At 61.1% G+C, this 15,873-nt stretch carries 18 protein-coding genes; 8 read left to right on the top strand and 10 right to left on the bottom strand.

Going from position 1 to position 15,873, the window contains the following annotated elements; genetic code table 11:
- Nucleotides 1–34 precede the first annotated feature (34 nt).
- The 5 genes from iolD to BLW08_RS07000 form a co-directional block, all read right to left on the bottom strand.
- Nucleotides 35–1,981, bottom strand: a complete 1,947-nt coding sequence (iolD, locus tag BLW08_RS07020; protein ID WP_175538607.1) for a 3D-(3,5/4)-trihydroxycyclohexane-1,2-dione acylhydrolase (decyclizing) — start codon at nt 1,979–1,981, stop codon at nt 35–37.
- Nucleotides 1,982–1,987: 6 nt separating this feature from the next.
- Nucleotides 1,988–2,950 carry a Cgl0159 family (beta/alpha)8-fold protein gene (locus tag BLW08_RS07015; RefSeq protein ID WP_091324082.1) on the bottom strand — a complete coding sequence of 321 codons (963 nt, stop codon included), beginning with the start codon at nt 2,948–2,950 and terminating at the stop codon, nt 1,988–1,990.
- Nucleotides 2,947–3,966, bottom strand: a complete 1,020-nt coding sequence (gene iolC / locus BLW08_RS07010; protein WP_091324506.1) for a 5-dehydro-2-deoxygluconokinase — start codon at nt 3,964–3,966, stop codon at nt 2,947–2,949. Before iolC ends, BLW08_RS07015 begins: the two co-directional genes overlap by 4 nt.
- 206 nt (nt 3,967–4,172) lie before the next feature.
- The gene (locus BLW08_RS07005; RefSeq protein ID WP_090821546.1) at nt 4,173–4,577 is read right to left on the bottom strand and encodes a tautomerase family protein; all 405 of its coding nucleotides are present in this window, start codon (nt 4,575–4,577) and stop codon (nt 4,173–4,175) included.
- 55 nt (nt 4,578–4,632) lie between these two features.
- A complete protein-coding gene (locus tag BLW08_RS07000; protein WP_091324080.1) occupies nt 4,633–5,418 on the bottom strand; it encodes an RNA polymerase sigma factor in 786 nt (261 codons plus the stop codon).
- Nucleotides 5,419–5,513: 95 nt separating this feature from the next.
- Between BLW08_RS07000 and BLW08_RS06995 the strand changes: the two genes are divergently transcribed.
- Nucleotides 5,514–6,497 carry an Lrp/AsnC family transcriptional regulator gene (locus BLW08_RS06995; RefSeq protein ID WP_091324079.1) on the top strand — a complete coding sequence of 328 codons (984 nt, stop codon included), beginning with the start codon at nt 5,514–5,516 and terminating at the stop codon, nt 6,495–6,497.
- A 72-nt stretch (nt 6,498–6,569) separates the two neighbouring features.
- Here the strand turns inward: BLW08_RS06995 and BLW08_RS06990 are convergent, their stop codons facing one another.
- From BLW08_RS06990 to BLW08_RS06980, 3 genes are all read right to left on the bottom strand, one after another.
- Nucleotides 6,570–6,998, bottom strand: coding sequence for a VOC family protein (locus BLW08_RS06990; protein ID WP_090821552.1), 429 nt, complete (start codon nt 6,996–6,998; stop codon nt 6,570–6,572).
- A 90-nt stretch (nt 6,999–7,088) separates the two neighbouring features.
- Nucleotides 7,089–7,544, bottom strand: a complete 456-nt coding sequence (locus tag BLW08_RS06985) for a VOC family protein (RefSeq protein WP_091324077.1) — start codon at nt 7,542–7,544, stop codon at nt 7,089–7,091.
- A gap of 143 nt (nt 7,545–7,687) precedes the next feature.
- Complete coding sequence (locus BLW08_RS06980) at nt 7,688–8,065, bottom strand: VOC family protein (RefSeq protein WP_091324505.1); 378 nt, start codon at nt 8,063–8,065, stop codon at nt 7,688–7,690.
- A gap of 132 nt (nt 8,066–8,197) precedes the next feature.
- Here BLW08_RS06980 and BLW08_RS06975 point away from each other — a divergent pair, with 132 nt between their 5' ends.
- Both BLW08_RS06975 and BLW08_RS06970 read left to right on the top strand, forming a co-directional pair.
- Nucleotides 8,198–8,587 (top strand): DUF3054 domain-containing protein, encoded by a 390-nt coding sequence (locus BLW08_RS06975; RefSeq protein WP_091324076.1) that lies wholly within the window; start codon nt 8,198–8,200, stop codon nt 8,585–8,587.
- A 72-nt stretch (nt 8,588–8,659) separates the two neighbouring features.
- Complete coding sequence (locus BLW08_RS06970; RefSeq protein ID WP_090821559.1) at nt 8,660–8,938, top strand: Lrp/AsnC family transcriptional regulator; 279 nt, start codon at nt 8,660–8,662, stop codon at nt 8,936–8,938.
- A 36-nt stretch (nt 8,939–8,974) separates the two neighbouring features.
- Here BLW08_RS06970 and trpD read toward each other — a convergent pair whose 3' ends face one another.
- Nucleotides 8,975–10,033 (bottom strand): anthranilate phosphoribosyltransferase, encoded by a 1,059-nt coding sequence (trpD, locus tag BLW08_RS06965; protein WP_091324074.1) that lies wholly within the window; start codon nt 10,031–10,033, stop codon nt 8,975–8,977.
- Nucleotides 10,034–10,181: 148 nt separating this feature from the next.
- Between trpD and BLW08_RS06960 the strand changes: the two genes are divergently transcribed.
- The 4 genes from BLW08_RS06960 to BLW08_RS06945 all read left to right on the top strand — a co-directional run bounded on the left by BLW08_RS06960 (nt 10,182) and on the right by BLW08_RS06945 (nt 14,516).
- Nucleotides 10,182–10,820, top strand: a complete 639-nt coding sequence (locus tag BLW08_RS06960; protein WP_090821562.1) for an aa3-type cytochrome oxidase subunit III — start codon at nt 10,182–10,184, stop codon at nt 10,818–10,820.
- 88 nt (nt 10,821–10,908) lie between these two features.
- Nucleotides 10,909–11,697, top strand: coding sequence for a cytochrome bc1 complex diheme cytochrome c subunit (locus BLW08_RS06955; protein WP_090821564.1), 789 nt, complete (start codon nt 10,909–10,911; stop codon nt 11,695–11,697).
- Nucleotides 11,698–11,794: 97 nt separating this feature from the next.
- Entirely contained in the window at nt 11,795–12,865 is a 1,071-nt protein-coding gene (locus BLW08_RS06950; protein ID WP_018777679.1) for a cytochrome bc1 complex Rieske iron-sulfur subunit, read from the top strand.
- Nucleotides 12,843–14,516: a cytochrome bc1 complex cytochrome b subunit gene (locus BLW08_RS06945; RefSeq protein WP_090821566.1), complete on the top strand. Its 1,674-nt coding sequence runs from the start codon at nt 12,843–12,845 to the stop codon at nt 14,514–14,516. The genes BLW08_RS06950 and BLW08_RS06945 overlap by 23 nt, the downstream gene beginning before the upstream one ends.
- Nucleotides 14,517–14,604: 88 nt before the next feature.
- Here BLW08_RS06945 and BLW08_RS06940 read toward each other — a convergent pair whose 3' ends face one another.
- The gene (locus BLW08_RS06940) at nt 14,605–15,393 is read right to left on the bottom strand and encodes a GntR family transcriptional regulator (protein ID WP_090821567.1); all 789 of its coding nucleotides are present in this window, start codon (nt 15,391–15,393) and stop codon (nt 14,605–14,607) included.
- 156 nt (nt 15,394–15,549) lie between these two features.
- Here BLW08_RS06940 and BLW08_RS06935 point away from each other — a divergent pair, with 156 nt between their 5' ends.
- The gene (locus tag BLW08_RS06935; RefSeq protein ID WP_091324072.1) at nt 15,550–15,843 is read left to right on the top strand and encodes an HPr family phosphocarrier protein; all 294 of its coding nucleotides are present in this window, start codon (nt 15,550–15,552) and stop codon (nt 15,841–15,843) included.
- The last annotated feature ends 30 nt before the right edge of the window (nt 15,844–15,873 follow it).

Genomic DNA, 15,873 nt, shown 5'->3' with positions numbered 1-15,873 from the left:
CCTTTGGTCTGTGGCTTTGAAGTGTGAGCGGTAATCAGCCGAGCAGCTTGCGCTGGCGGCTCTTGTGGTCGGTGTAGGTCTCGTAAGCCCGTTGGGTGGATTCAAGGTCTGAGACCTGCGAAACGGGAACGTCCCACCAGGACTCGGAGCTCGGGGCGTCCAGCAGAGGATCAGACTCGATATGGATGACGATCGGGCCTGACTCCGGGGCTGCCTTGGCTTCCTTGATGGCGGCGCCGAGCGCGTCAATGACGTGCTCCCCTGGTTCGATCCGGATAACTTTCGCACCCAGGGATTCCGCGTTGGTGGCGAGATCGATGGGAAGGTTCTCGCCGGCGTCGAAACTGTGCCGTTCCTTATCCAGGACGCGGTACTGCGTGCCGAAGCGCTGGGAGCCCAGGGACTCGGACAACGACCCGATGGAGGCGTAGCCGTGGTTCTGAATAAGGACAACGATCAGTTTGATGCGTTCGGCGACGGCGGTGACCAGCTCGGTATGCATCATGAGGTAGGAGCCGTCCCCCACCATGACCACCACGTCCCGATCAGGGCCACCGGCAGCGGCTTCGGCCAAGGCTGCGCGCTTGACCCCCAGGCCACCGGGAATTTCGTAACCCATGCAGGAGTAGGCGTATTCCACGTGGTAGCCAAACGGGTCACGGACGCGCCACATCTTGTGCAGGTCACCAGGCAGGGAGCCGGCGGCACAGATGACAACGTCGTGGTCATCCATGGCCTTGTTGGTGGCACCGATGATCTCGTTCTGGGCCGGAAGCGGCGTGTAACGGGTCTCGAAGGCCTCGTCCACGATTCCGTCCCAACGCTTCTTCTCCGCCGCTACCTTCTGTTCAAGGTCAGCACCCACGCGGTAGCCGCCCAAGGCCTGGTTCAGCTTCACCAGGGCCTTCCGGGCGTCCGCGACAATCGGCAACGTGGTGCCATGCTTGTAGGCGTCGATTGGGGCAACGTTGATGTTCACGAACTTCACGTCCGGGTTCTGGAACGCTGTCCGGGACGCAGTGGTGAAATCCTCGTAGCGCGTGCCGATGCCGATGATCAGATCCGCTTCGGCCGCAATGGCGTTGGCCGCCGTCGTTCCCGTTGATCCAATGGCACCGAGGGAGAACGCGTCGTCCCATGGCAACACACCGACGCCTGCCTGCGTATTGCCCACCGGAATGCCGGTCAGCTCAGCAAACTTTGCCAGTTCCTGGTTGGCGTAGGCGTAGAGGACACCACCGCCGGCGATGATCAGCGGGCGCTTGGCGGCGCGGATGGCCTGCGCAGCACGGCGGATATCGTCGTCATCGGCTTCGGGCCGGCGGATCCGCCATTCACGCTCGGACAGAAACTCTTCCGGGACGTCGAAAGCCTCGGCCTGGACATCCTGCGGCAGGGAAATTGTCACAGCACCAGTCTCGGCCGGGTCCGTGAGAACCCGCAGACCGTGGTGGAACGCGGAAAACAGTTGTTCCGGCCTTGAGACCCGGTCAAAGAACTTGGACAGCGGCCGGAAAGCATCGTTGACAGTGATGTCGTACGCGTAGGGCAGTTCCAGCTGCTGCAGCACTGGGTCGGCAGCGCGCGTGGCGAAGGTGTCACTGGGCAGCAGCAGCACCGGCAGGCGGTTAGTGGTGGCCAACGCCGCACCGGTCAGCAGATTCGATGAACCCGGACCGATGGAGGTGCTGATGGCGAACGTCTGACGGCGACGGGTGTGCCGGGCGTAACCCACGGCTTGGTGCACCTGGGCCTGCTCATTGCGGCCCTGGTAATACGGCATGATGGTCGGATCGGCAGCCTGGTACTGCTTCAAGGCCTGTCCTACGCCGGCAACATTGCCGTGCCCAAAAATACCGAAGGTCCCTGGAATAAGGCGCTCGCGGTAGTCCTGGCCACCGATGGAATCCACGGTGTACTGCTTGGAAAGGAACTCGACCACGGCCTGCGCCACAGTCATCCGACGGGTTGGTGTTCCCATGGGTCTTTACTCCGATACTTTCACGGGGATGCGGTCTGACAAGGTGCGCTCAACAGCAGCGTCCTGCTCGGGCGCAGTGTTCTTCAGCAGCGAAGCGGCCGTCGCAACGGCGCCTGCTACGTCGCCGTCACGCGGGTACAACAAAGTTCGCCCGACAGTCAGGCCGCGAACGCCTGGCAAGGCCAGGGCCGCTTGCCAGCTGGCGAAAACTTCATCCTGGGTCCCCGTGGGGTCCCCACCCAGCAGCACAGTGGGCAGCGTGGTGGAGGCCATGACACGTTCCATTTCATCCACCACCGGCAGTTTCATCCATGTGTAGGCACTGGTGGAGCCCAGGCCCTCGGCGATGCCAACGGACTTGATGACAGCGTCAGCGCGGAGATCGTTGCGGACCTTGCCGTGGGAATCACGAATGGAGAGGAAGGGTTCCACCATGGCGATGAGCTTGCGTTCGGCCAGCGAATCGATGGCCTTGGCCGTTGCTTCGAGTGTTGCCACGGTGTCCGGGTCGCCCAGGCAGATCCGCGTCAGCATTTTGCCGCCATCGGCACCGAGAGCCTGCAAAGCTGCTGCCGTGTGCCCGGTGAAACGGTCATCGAACTCGTTCACCAGGCCGGCCAGTCCTCCCCGGTTCATGGAACCGAACACCAGCTTGCCTTCCAACGCGCCCAGGAGCAGGAGATCGTCCATGATGTCCGGCGATGCCAGGATGCCGTCCACTGCCGGGTTGGCCAAGGCGATCTGCAGCCGGTCCAGCAGGTCGCGGCGGTCTGCCATCGCCATCGGTTCCGAGCCGACGGACAGTGCTCCGCGTGCCGGGTGGTCGGCCGCGACGATGAAGTTCTGGGTGCCGTGCTTCAGGCCCGGATGCTTGCGGCGGGTGGCTGCAGCGCGGGCCACGGCCTCGGGGTCCTCCAGCCTGATCCGGCTCAAGTGCTCGTAGCGGCGGGGGTCATCGTTGAGGCTCAACGCACTGCTCCTTCTGCAAGGGTGGACGATGCAAGCGTTGCGCCGGGGATGGGCCGGCCACGTTCGGCGAGCAGCGAGGTGACCTCATCCGGCGTCGGCATCGCATCCGCGCACGAAAGACGAGAGGCCACGATTGCTCCCGAAGCGTTGGCGTAATCCAGAACCTCGGATAGCGGCCAGCCGGACAAGAGTCCGTGGCAGAAGGCGCCGCCGAAAGAGTCACCGGCGCCCAATCCATTGACAGTCTCCACCGGGACGGGCGCAGACACGACCCGCTCGGTGCGTGTTTTGGCCATGACGCCTTCCGCGCCAAGCTTCACAACGGCGATCTCGACGCCGGCCGCCAGTAAACGATCCGCCTGTTCGTCGGGTGTGCCCTCACCTACGGCTACAGCGCACTCCTTGTCATTGCCTATGGCAACAGTGACATGCGGGAGGATTTTGGCGACCTCTGCGCGGGCTTCCTCTTCGGAGGCCCAGAACATGGGGCGGTAATCCAGGTCCAGGATGGTGAACTGACCTTCCTTCAGGCCAGTCCGGGGACGTGCCTGATGCGCGGCGATATGCGCACTGCGGCTGGGCTCCTGACAGAGGCCGGTCACAGTTGACCAAAAGATTCCTGCGTTCCTGATGGCATCCAGGTCCAATTCAGCGGCTTTGATCTGCAGGTCCGGCGCCGTAGGGAACCGCCCGTAGAAGTAGAGCGGAAACTCGTCGGTTGCGGGCTTGATCGCACAGAACGTTACAGCAGTTGGGTATTCCCGGACCGGGGCCACGAACGAATCATCAACATTAAACTTGTGCAGTTCGCGATGAAGGTAGCTGCCGAAAGCATCATCACCAGTGCGGGTGATGACACCCGTGCGTCGGCCGTGGCGCGCAGCGGCGACGGCCACGTTGGAGGGCGAGCCTCCGAGGTACTTGCCGAAGGACGTCACGTCCTCCAGGTCCACTCCAATGTCATTCGGGTAGATATCAACGCTGATGCGCCCGATCGTGAGCAGTTCGTGGGTCACGGTGATCGCGGACCTTTCTGTAGTGAACTCTGCCGGGACATTGAGAGCTCCGGTGCCTGGATGGACCGCACGTGAGCGGGGCCACAACCACTACTCTGCACCACAATTCATGTCCTGTCAAAGGTTTGTACTGACATATTTACAACGAAACGTAGTCCCTGCGGAGAATCACAAAAGAGAGCCCCTGCAGAGCGCGCCGGGCAGGACTATTTTGCCGGTACGGCCAGTTCGCCAGTGAGATATTGGGCCCGGCCAAAGCCGAAGGACCAGTCGCTGGCACTGTTTTCAACGTATCCAAGGAAGACATCTTCGCCAGCGACGCCAGCGCCGGCCAGGCTCGCTGCGATGGCAGCATAGAGCTCCTCTTTGGCAACCCGGCCCCGGCCTTCCTGAGTGAAGATCTGAATCATCACCACACCATCTGTCCGCTCGAATCCCAATCCCGCATCCTGGGCCACGATCTGGCCAACGGCATGCTCGGTGACGATATGGAAATAGTCACGTTCCGGAATCCCATACTCGGCAATGATGGCATCGTGGATGCAGCGGCTCAGCCTTGCAAGCTCTTCAGGGCTTCTGCCTTCGTTGACGTCGATTCGAACAAGAGGCATTTCAGTCCCTTTCATTAGTTTGTCCTGACATACTAACAAGGAACCAAAGGTCGCGCTAGCCGAATGCCTTCCGGCGATCCTGCCGACTGGAACTTCCTTCCATGGCCGAGTGGACGTCCTCAAGGTGCCTCAACGCCTCTGCGCAGCTTCGGCAGGCCGCAACATGGCGCGCCACACGATCGCGTGCAGCTTTGCGTACGGCGTTACGGACAAATTTGCCCAAGTGCCGCGAGAAGTCCGTGCAAGAGTCATTGGGCGATTCAGCGACGTGTTCTTGAAGGTACGCCTGCCGCAGGCCCTCCCGCGCCCTGATCAACAGTGCCGAGACTCCGTTCGGACTCAGTTCCATCACACGTGCCGTCGCAGCAGGCTTCAGGCCCTCCACGTCAACGCACCAGAGAACGGCACGCCACCGTAACGGCAGCGTACGGAAAGCACGCATCAGGATCGTTGTTTCGAACGCCTTGATGGTCACGTCCTCGTCCAATACCAGGACGTCCATCATGCTGCCGTATCCCAAGGTTGCAGTCCTCCGCCCCTGAAGGTTTCTGCGGTAAGCCGTACGCCGCACGGTGGTAGTCAGGTAGGCCTGAAAGGATTCCCTGGGTCCCCCACCCGCACACAAAGACTTGAGGACGCTGGCGAATGCTTCCGCTGCAATATCCTCGGCTTCGTCGGAGTTGTCGGATTCTGCACGCGCCACATATCGGGCCACTGCGTAGTGCCGCCTGTACAGCTCCTCGAAGGAGGCAAGATGGCCAGAGCGCACCAAGTCAACCAGCTGCGAGTCGTCCTGCATTTCGTGGGCGTGATCATCTAAGGACGCGGCTTTGGGCGACATGGCTGCCTTTCAAGGAGTCTGGGGCGGGCCAAACGTAGGCAGCAAATGGTTGAATACACTCACGGTGCAGGCTTTCCGCGAAATGGGGGCGATCAATGCAGGATTATGATCTCGACGAGCGGGATCTTCGCCTTCTGCACGCACTTCAGCTCCGCCCCCGGGCACCATGGGCGGCCTTGGCGCCTGTAGTTGGGGCAGACGCAGTCACACTCGCAAGACGCTGGAACGCTCTCCAGGAGTCAGGGCTTGCGTGGATTACGTCCTACAGGGGCCCCGGGGCGAAGTACACCGGAGCAATCGTGGAGATAGCCTGTGCACCGTCCAGCATCGCTTCTGTGACCGAAGATCTCGCCCGCGACGACGAGGTTCTCACCATCGACCAGACCGCAGGAGGCAGGGATCTGGTGGTGACACTCTTGTGCTCAACCGATGCAGATCTTGGAAGGTTCGTCCTGGACCGACTGCCCGCAGTGTCCGGAATAACCAGCACCCGCACCCACCGGGGCATCAGGCTTCTGGCCGATGCGCAGCGGTGGAGGTTACGTTCCCTGCCCGAACGGGAAATCCAGCAGCTTGAGATGAGCCTTCCCCATGCAGCCGCCCCACAGAGAGGAGTTTCAGCGGCCGTGGAACAAGGAGTCGTCGATATCCTGCGCATTGACGCACGGGCCTCCCTCTCCCGGATATCCGAGGAGCTGGGCGTCTCCCCATCCATCGCCAAGAACGCGCTGGCCACCGTTATGGCCGGCAAACGCCTCGTCCTGAGGTTGGAAGTAGCGCGTACATACACGCCGTGGCCCGTGGCGGTCTGGTACTTTCTCAGGGTTCCGGCCACTGAGGTCGAAAACGTTGCTGCGAAGCTGGTGGGCCTGGAAGAGATGCGACTGGTCGCTACGACGGGAGGGCTCTACTCCATCCTGATGAATGTGTGGCTCCGCCGCGTAGAAGACATGACGGTCCTTGAACGGCAACTCGGTGAACGGTTGCCGTTCGCCGAGATAATGGACCGTTCCCTCGTGTTGCGTACGCCCAAGCATATGGGTCAAAGGTTGACGCCGGATGGCCGGCGCATTGTCTGATTCAAGGAAAACGAATGCCCCGCCCGGGAAACAGGGCAGGGCATTCGTCGGGGTAATCACACTGGACAGTGGCTACTGTTCTTGTGGTGCACCAGCGATGTTCACCAGCCACGCGATTCCAAACTTGTCCACGCACATCCCGAAGATGTCACCCCACGGTGCCGCTTCGAGCGGCACGGTGACCGTACCGCCGTCGACGAGTTTCTCCCAGTAGCCACGCAGCTCGGCTTCATCAGCCGATTCGCCGCTCAGCGACACGGACACGTTGTCACCGGGGTTGTATTCCATGCCGTTGGGCGTATCCGCGGCCATAAGGGTCAACCCACCTGGCGTTTCCAGCATGGAGTGCATCACCTTGTCGGCTTCCGCCGGATCCTGGCTTGCCTGATAGTCACCAAAAGTGCTGATGTTCAGCTCTCCGCCAAAGACGGATTCATAGAAGGTGATGGCTTCCCGGGCGTTGTCCCGGAATGAGATGTAGGGGTTGAGGCGGGTTGTCATTGGTGGATTCTCCTCATGGTTGTGTGGTGCATGCGCACTTCACCGTGCCGCCATGCTAACAGCGCCACATGGCGCCTGTCCCCCGAATTTCTAGTCGCCGTCGTAGGCCTTTTGGAGGGCGTTAATGTCCAGTTTGCGCATCTTCAGCATGGCTTCCATTGCGCGCTGGGAGCCTGCCGGGTCCGGTCCAGCCAGGAGTCCGGACATGGCCGTGGGGACGATCTGCCACGACAAACCAAATTTGTCCTTAAGCCAACCGCACTGGCTCTCTTCTCCCCCCACCAGCAAAGCGTCCCAGTACCTGTCCACTTCCTCCTGGGAGTCACAGTTCACCACCAGTGAGACAGCCTCGTTGAACGTAAACACCGGACCGCCATTGAGTCCCATGAACTGCCGGCCCTCGATCTCGAACTCGACAGTGAGGGCCTTGCCGTCCGGCCCTTGCATCGTTTGTCCCATGGATGAATTGTCGAACGTCGAGGTGTAGAACTCCGCGGCCTCGGCCGCCTGCCCGTCGAACCATAAACACGTGGAAATCTTCTGCATCAGCCATTCCTCCGGGATCGCCGGGGACCGCATGTCCCCTGACCGAGGCTAGTACCGCACGAACACAGACACAACGCACGACGACGACGAATCCGCCTGCCCGGATGGCGGCACCAATCGCCGGGCTGCTGAAGCACCCCGGGCTAGTGCCCCGCAGTTCGTATCCGGCTGACCAACCCCACAGTGTTGGCTTCGCTGTCCTCAATAAAGGCCATCCACTCTTCGGAATCCGGTGGCCCCAGGGTGTCGTCCTCATGCGCGTAGATCATCCGTGCATCAGCGATGATCCTGACGCCCCGATTCCGCAGTGAGGCCACGGTTCCGTGGAGATCAGCAACCTCGAAATAAATGAGGGATGACGGAGCGCCCTTTTCCAGCAGCAGACGGACACCATCGATCTCAAAGAACAGCAAGCCCGGAGGGTCGAAAAGGGCTCTGGGCTCAACACCCAGGAGCGCTGAGTAAAAAGCAGCTGCCCTCTTGAGGTCCTCGGCCCGCTGGGCCACCTGAATGAATCTCATGGCTTCCTCCACGCTGTTTGTCCCGCCTGGCCACTTGCCAAACATCGTGGACGCCACCGCCGCTGCTTGCAAGGGGCCGGGTATACCCACCTGACTTCGCGCGGGGGTCACGGGTTGGATAGTGTCAGGAGCATGCTTTCATCCTCCAGATTGTGGATTCCTGCGGCCGGAGCCGACCTCCTGTTGATTCTTGTCTTCGCCGCCATCGGCCGTGACGCCCACGCCCGCGGAGACATCGTCTCCGGAGCTTTCATGACGGCATGGCCATTCCTCGCCGGAGCCGCCATCGCATGGTTGGCAGTGAGGGCGTGGCGCTCACCCTTGGCGGTGTGGCCCTCCGGCGTCTGCATTTGGCTCGGATCGGTGCTGGTCGGGATGCTGCTGCGGGCTGCCACCGGCCAGACGGTGGTCCTGCCCTTCATCATTGTGGCGTTGATCAGCCTGGGAGTATTCCTCGTCGGATACCGCGCTCTGGTTGCCTTGGTGGTGCGCGCATCGCGGAAGCGGCAACGCCGGGTGTGATCAGGTCCGCTGTCCCATGGATGCACTACGCTGAGAACAGTCCGCAACGCAGCTTTTCCGGAAAGGCCCCACGTGATCACCGCTTTCGTCCTGATCAAGACCGATGCCTCACGCATCCCGGAGACCGCCGAGCAGATCTCGGCTATCCAAGGCATCAGTGAGGTCTATTCCGTCACGGGCGAATGGGATCTGATTGCGGTAGCCCGGGTGACGAAGCACGAGGAACTCGCGGACGTTATTGCCGACCGGCTTTCAAAGGTTGCTTCAGTGGTCCACACCACCACGCACATCGCTTTCCGTGCATACTCACAGCATGATCTGGACGCAGCTTTCGCGCTGGGATTCGAGTAATCCCGGGCGTATGCCTGGACGCGGTACCTTCGGAGGCTAACTCCTGCTGAGTGCCGTCCACTTGGCGAGGACTTCGCCAGCTTTTCCGGAGTCAATCGATTCGGCTGCCCGATCGAAGGCGGCGCGCATCCGTTCCACAAGGCTTCCGTCCGCGTGAAGATCAACAGACACCAATCCGGCAGCGGCATTCAGCAGTACGGCATCCCGCACGGCCCCGCCCTTACCAGCGAGGATCTCGCGGACCACTTGGGCATTCGCGGCAGCGTCACCCCCGCGAAGATCGGCCACGGTGGACGGTGTGATTCCCAGCTGAGCGGGAGAGAACACCTGCTCGGTAACTCCGCCGTTCCTGATCTCCCAGACGGTGGATGGACCCGTCGGGGTGAGCTCGTCCAGTCCGTCGTCGCCGCGGAACACCAGCCCGCGGCTTCCGCGGCGGGCAAGGACTCCTGCCACCAAGGGTGCCATGCGGGCATTGGCAACTCCGACAGCAGAGGCCTGGACGTGTGCAGGATTGGTCATTGGTCCGAGGAAATTGAACGCCGTGGGAACGGCAAGTTCACGCCGCGGGACCGCGGTATGCCTGAATGACGGGTGGAAGACCTGCGCAAAACAGAAGGTGATTCCCGCTTCCTCGGCGTTCCTGGCTACCCGCTCTATTGACAGGTCCAGGCGAACTCCCAGGGCTTCAAGGACGTCAGCGGAACCCGATGTTGACGATGCAGCTCTGTTCCCGTGCTTCACCACCTTGGCACCCGCCCCGGCCGCTACAAGGGCTGCCATGGTGGAAATGTTCACTGTGTTGAGTCGGTCACCGCCGGTTCCAACGATGTCCAGCTTCTCGCCGGAGATCTCAATGGGATTGGCGTGCTGGACCATCGCCTCTACCAGACCGGCCAGTTCCTCTACCGTTTCGCCCTTGGCCCGGAGCGCCACCAGGAACCCTGCAATCTGAGCCGGCGTTGCCTCACCGGACATGATGGTGTTCATTGCCCACTCTGTGTTGCCCACTGCAAGGTCGTCGCCGTTGATCAGTGCTGAGATGAGTCCTGGCCAGGTATTGCTGGTTGCAGGAGCCGATGCCGGAGAAGTCACTCACTGATGCTATCCAGCCAGCCATGCCGATGACCAATGTGAACGAGGCCGGGAACTTTTCCGCGCGATTTCGCGTCTTTGTAGAAAAAGTCTCCCGAATCGGTGGTTTGCATTGGGAAGTCTGGACTTTTACAGACATAATGTCCTTGTGACATCTGCGACCCATGCCCCCAGTACCCCGGCGCACCCGACGCTGAACCGCCCCAATCTGGTTTCTGTTGGAACCGTTGTTTGGCTGTCCAGTGAGTTGATGTTCTTCGCCGGCCTCTTTGCCATGTACTTCACCCTGCGCTCCACATCCGGACTGATGTGGGCCGAGGAGACGGCCAAGCTCAACTTCCCGTTTGCGCTCGTCAACACCATCGTCCTTGTGGCAAGTTCGTTTACTTGCCAGATGGGCGTCTTTGCCGCCGAGCGGCTCGAACCCCGCCGTACCGGCGGTCCGCTCCAATTCACCCGCTGGGGCATGACTGAATGGTTTGTCCTCACCTTCATCATGGGTGCCTTCTTCGTTGCTGGACAGACCACGGAATACGCAATGCTCGTTTCCGAGCACGTTTCCCTGTCGTCCAACGCCTACGGCTCCGCCTTCTACATGACAACGGGCTTCCACGGCCTCCACGTCATCGGCGGTCTGATTGCGTTCCTGTTCATCATTGGCCGCGCGTTCGCAGCCAAGAAGTTCGGGCACTTTGAAGCGACGTCGGCGATCGTCACCTCGTACTACTGGCACTTCGTTGACGTCGTGTGGATCGGCCTCTTCCTGGTCATCTACGTCCTCAAGTAAGCCCGGCTTTGACTCTTTTTCTACAAGAGGCAGAATTTCAAGAAGCGGCTCGCGGAGCCGACGCAGGATCGAATAAAGGAACCACCACGTGAAGGCACTCTCGCAGAAGCGACGTCACCCACTGGCAGCCATTGCGCTGCTGTTGATGGGCCTCCTCCTCACTGGTGGGCTCTACGCCGTTGCCACAACTGTCAACCAGGCCAAGGCCGACACCACAAGCTTCAGCGCCAGTGACGTAGAAGAAGGCGGCAAGCTCTTTGCCGCCAACTGCGCCACTTGCCACGGCATGGGTGCCAGCGGAACCCAGGACGGCCCCTCGCTGGTCGGCGTGGGCGCTGCTGCGGTTGACTTCCAGGTTGGTACCGGTCGTATGCCCATGCAGATGAGCGGACCGCAGGCCCAGCAGAAGCCCGCCCAGTTCAACGAGGAGCAGACCAAGCAGCTCGCTGCCTATGTTGCGTCCCTCGGCGCCGGCCCCGCCATTCCCGAGGAACACCTCCTCGATGGCAAGGGAGATGCAGCCAACGGTGGCGAACTCTTCCGCGTCAACTGCGCCATGTGCCACAACGCAGCCGCTGCTGGCGGTGCGCTGACCCGCGGCAAATTCGCCCCGGCGTTGGCGGGTGTGAGCGCAGAGCACATTTACGAGGCCATGGCTACGGGTCCGCAGAACATGCCCGTCTTCAATGACTCCAACATCACCCCTGAAGACAAGCGCGACATCATCACCTTCCTGAAGACCATCGAAGCCAACGGTTCGCCCGGTGGCGCTGACCTGGGCTCCCTCGGCCCGGTCTCTGAAGGCCTCTTCGTCTGGGTTGCCGGCTTGGGAGTCATCATCGCTTTCACGATCTGGCTGACGTCCCGCACGTCCTAGTTCCGGACACAAGAAAACTTCTGCTGCACGGTCAGCAGTTTGAAACTGAAAATAACTCGGCCCCGGTCGAGACAACGAGAGAAGGATGAGGCGAATTATGGGCAACCATAGTGACGGCAGTCCGAACCACTCGGGCACCGTAGCTACGGCTGGTCAGAATGAGGTGGAGAAGTTCCAGGATCCTGGTCTTCCTCCGCATCGTTTGCGCCTGGCTGACACGGACCCGGTAGCCGCAAAACGCGCCGAGCGTCAGGTAGCCATTCTGTTTGGCACCTCCGTCATCGGTACGCTGGTCTTCCTGGTGGCATACTTTGCCATCGACCTTGGCGACGACACCACCATTGCGACCATCCGCACCCAGAACCTTCTTCTGGGACTCGGCACGGCGTTCGCAATGCTGGGTATCGGCACCGGCATCGTGCACTGGGCCAAGGCCCTGATGCCCGATCACGAAGTGTCTGAAGAGCGTCACGCTATCCGCACAGAAGAAGATCGCCAGGCAGCTGTGCGCATCGTCGACGACATCGTCGAGGAAACCGGCATCAAGCGTCGCCCGCTGATCCGCAACACCCTTCTTGGTGCCGTTGCGCTTGCTCCGCTCCCGGCTCTCGCCATCTTTGGTGACTTGGGTCCGCGTCCGGACAAGGCTCTGGCGCACACCATGTGGGCACCCGAGGGCGGCAAGCTCAAGCGCCTGACCCGCGACCCCGATGGCACCCCCATCAAGGCCTCGGACGTCACCATTGGTTCGGCCTTCCACGTGATCCCTGAGGGCCTCAACGAACTCCACGAAGGCAAGCTGAACGAGAAGGCCAAGGCCGTGGTTCTGCTGATGCGCCTGGACCCGAACTCGTTGAACCCCTCCGAGGGCCGCGAAAGCTGGAGCTACAACGGCATCGTTGCTTACTCCAAGATCTGCACGCACGTCGGTTGCCCTGTTGCTCTCTACGAGCAGCAGACCCACCACCTTCTGTGCCCCTGCCACCAGTCCACGTTTGACCTCACGCAGGAATGCAAGGTCATCTTCGGGCCGGCAAGCCGTCCGCTCCCCCAGCTGCCCATTGCAGTTGACGCAGAGGGCTACCTCGTCGCAACCAGCGACTTCAGAGAACCTGTAGGACCGAGTTACTGGGAGCGTGACGAGCATGAGCGCCTCATCAACAGCTGAAGCCCCCTTCGTTCCGAAGACCAAGGTTGGTAGTTTCACCAACTTCGTGGACGAGCGTGTGGGTGGCTCCGGCATCCTGCGCGAGTTCGGCCGGAAGGTCTTCCCCGACCACTGGTCGTTCATGTTCGGTGAGGTGGCGCTGTACTCCTTCGTCATCCTGCTGATGTCAGGTACCTTCCTGACCTTCTTCTTTGATCCGTCCATGGCGGAGACCCACTACCAGGGTTCGTACACACCGCTGTACAACGTCGAAATGTCTGTTGCCTACAGCTCGTCGCTGAACATCTCCTTCGATGTCCGCGGCGGTCTGTTCATGCGCCAGGTACACCACTGGGCTGCACTGCTGTTCGTAGCATCACTGGGTGTCCACATGCTGCGCGTTTTCTTCACGGGTGCTTTCCGCAAGCCCCGCGAAATGAACTGGGTTGTGGGTGGCGTACTGCTCATCCTCGCCATGGCAGCCGGCTTCACCGGCTACTCCCTCCCCGATGACCTGCTGTCCGGCAACGGCCTGCGCATCATCGACGGCGTCATCAAGTCGATTCCGGTGATCGGTACATACACCTCCTTCTTCCTCTTCGGTGGAGAATTCCCGGGCACGGCCATCATCGGCCGACTGTATGTCCTGCACATCCTCCTGGTTCCGGCCCTCATCCTCCTGATGATCGTCATTCACCTGTTCATGGTGGTTGTCCACAAGCACACCCAGTACCCCGGCCCGGGCCGCAACGACGGCAACGTCGTTGGCTACCCCCTTGGTCCGGTTTACGCCGCAAAGGCCGGTGGATTCTTCTTCATCGTCTTCGGCGTGCTGGCGCTCATGGCAGCGGCATTCACAATCAACCCGATCTGGAACTACGGTCCATACGATCCCTCGCCGGTCTCCGCTGGTACCCAGCCTGACTGGTACATCGGTTTCGTCGATGGTGCCCTCCGCCTTATGCCGGGTGTCATCAATGACTTCCACTTCGAATGGATCATCTTTGGGCGCACGCTGACGCTGAACGTTCTCCTGCCCGCTCTTGTGCCGGCAGGCATCATCTTCACCGTGCTGTTCATGTACCCGTGGATCGAACGCTGGATCACCAAGGACAACCGCGAGCACCACGTTCTTGATCGTCCGCGCAACGCTCCTACCCGCACAGCCATCGGCGTCGCAGGCTTCACGTGGTACTGCGTGATGTGGGCAGCTGCAGGTTCCGACCTCATTGCAACGCACTTCCACGTGTCGCTGAACGATGTCACTTACTGGCTGCGGACGCTGTTCTTCATCGGCCCGGTCATTGCCTTCATCGTGACCAAGCGCATTGCGTTGGCCCTCCAGCGCAAGGACCGTGAAATTGCCCTGCACGGCCGTGAGACGGGCCGGATTGTCCGGCTCCCCCACGGTGAGTTCATTGAGGTCCACGCTCCGCTGGACGAGTACAAGCGCTACAAGCTCGTTGGATTCGAATCTCTGGCTCCCCTGCCGGCCGAACCGAACGAACACGGCGTTGTCACGCGGAAGGAGAAGCGCCGCGCCGCACTCTCCAAGTGGTTCTTCGAGGACCGTGTTGCCCCGGCAACGCCGGCGGAACTTGAGGCCGCACATGCTCATGGCCACCACGAGGCCATCGCAGCTGGTGAAGACCAGAAGAGCCTGAGCCACTAGCACCAAGCACACAGCATAAGGGAGGGGCCCGATCCATAGGATCGGGCCCCTCCCTTATGCGTCTATGCGTCGCGGGTTCCAACGGCCCCTACTGGGTGCGATATCCCGAGGAGTAGTTCCGGGTGGGACGAACACCTGGACGCTGCAGTGGAACCCATAGTTTGTAGCGATCGGCGCGGTAGTAGGAGACGGAATAGTCCACCATTGCACGGGCAACAAAGGCATGGCGTTGAATCTTGAGCAAGGGTGACCCGACGTCGACATTCAGCAATCTGGCAGTGGAGGGTGATGCGGCGGTGGCCTCAATCATGTCCTCACCCCACTCCATGACCAAGCCGAACCGTTCGCTCAGCACGTTGTAGAGGGACGTCGGAGGTGCTTCATCGAGGAGTCCAGGGACCCGGTGGGCAGGAATGAAGTTCTCATCAACACTCATGGGCTCGTTGTCTGCCAGCAGCAACCGTCTGAACCGAACCAGCGGCGTGCCCTCTTCCATTTGGAGTTCACGGGCAAGGAATGCACTGGCAGCGATCTGCTCAAAGCTCAGAACCTTGGCGGCAGGCACCATGCCACGGCGCTGCATCTCCTCGCTGTAGGAGGTCAGCTTCACTTGGAGATCCAGTTTGGGCTTGCGGACGAATGTTCCGAGCCCCACCACGCGCTCGATTACTTCCTCGCCCACCAGGGCATCGATGGCCTGACGCACGGTCATGCGTGCCAGTCCGAATCGGTCAGACAGGTCCCGTTCAGACGGCAAGGCAGATCCCGGAGGGCACGACTGTGCAATGAATGCCCGCAGTATCTCCCGCAGCTGGACGTAGATGGGGGTACCGCTGGTGCGGTCGATATCGCCGGCGATGCTTGATGCCTCAGCCACAGCGATGGTCCAGCAAGTGAGTCATACTTCAAGGATAATTCAGTGCCACTGCAGGTCTAGACCACCCGCCGGCGATGTGGAACAGGAATGCAAGCGCCCGCTACGCTTGTATGGATCATTTTCTGACGGAGAGTCCGTCATAACAAAGGAGTTGGCTTGCCGGAGCAGAGGGCCGTCGTTGGCGCCGAAATCGGATTGCATGCACGGGCTGCGGCGGTGTTTGTCCGCGCTGTCACCGACACGGGCCTGCCAGTGACCATCCGCAAGAAGGATGGCCGGCCTGTGGATGCCCGTTCGCTGCTGGAAGTAATGACAGAAGACTTCGGGCACGGGTGCGAAGTTTTCCTGGGGGTGGCACCCGAGGCACTCAGAGACGATCAGACCGCCGCCGGGGTCAAGAGTGCTCTCAATGCCCTATCGGCCGTTCTTGAGGCCACTGAGGCCCGCTGAGGCACAATTCCAGCAGAGCCATGACATAGG

It is taken from the genome of Arthrobacter sp. cf158, assembly GCF_900106835.1.
Taxonomy (GTDB): domain Bacteria; phylum Actinomycetota; class Actinomycetes; order Actinomycetales; family Micrococcaceae; genus Arthrobacter.
This window is presented reverse-complemented; position numbering and strand designations above follow the sequence as displayed.

Bases quoted from the DNA above. Each gene is read 5' to 3' on its own strand.
- BLW08_RS06980 (WP_091324505.1), bottom strand. From the start codon at position 8,065: ATGAGATTCATTCAGGTGGCCCAGCGGGCCGAGGACCTCAAGAGGGCA.
- iolD (WP_175538607.1), bottom strand. From the start codon at position 1,981: ATGGGAACACCAACCCGTCGGATGACTGTGGCGCAGGCCGTGGTCGAG.
- BLW08_RS06975 (WP_091324076.1), top strand. From the start codon at position 8,198: ATGCTTTCATCCTCCAGATTGTGGATTCCTGCGGCCGGAGCCGACCTC.
- BLW08_RS06995 (WP_091324079.1), top strand. From the start codon at position 5,514: ATGCAGGATTATGATCTCGACGAGCGGGATCTTCGCCTTCTGCACGCA.
- BLW08_RS07005 (WP_090821546.1), bottom strand. From the start codon at position 4,577: ATGCCTCTTGTTCGAATCGACGTCAACGAAGGCAGAAGCCCTGAAGAG.
- BLW08_RS06950 (WP_018777679.1), top strand. From the start codon at position 11,795: ATGGGCAACCATAGTGACGGCAGTCCGAACCACTCGGGCACCGTAGCT.
- BLW08_RS06985 (WP_091324077.1), bottom strand. From the start codon at position 7,544: ATGCAGAAGATTTCCACGTGTTTATGGTTCGACGGGCAGGCGGCCGAG.
- BLW08_RS06945 (WP_090821566.1), top strand. From the start codon at position 12,843: ATGAGCGCCTCATCAACAGCTGAAGCCCCCTTCGTTCCGAAGACCAAG.
- BLW08_RS07000 (WP_091324080.1), bottom strand. From the start codon at position 5,418: ATGTCGCCCAAAGCCGCGTCCTTAGATGATCACGCCCACGAAATGCAG.
- BLW08_RS06990 (WP_090821552.1), bottom strand. From the start codon at position 6,998: ATGACAACCCGCCTCAACCCCTACATCTCATTCCGGGACAACGCCCGG.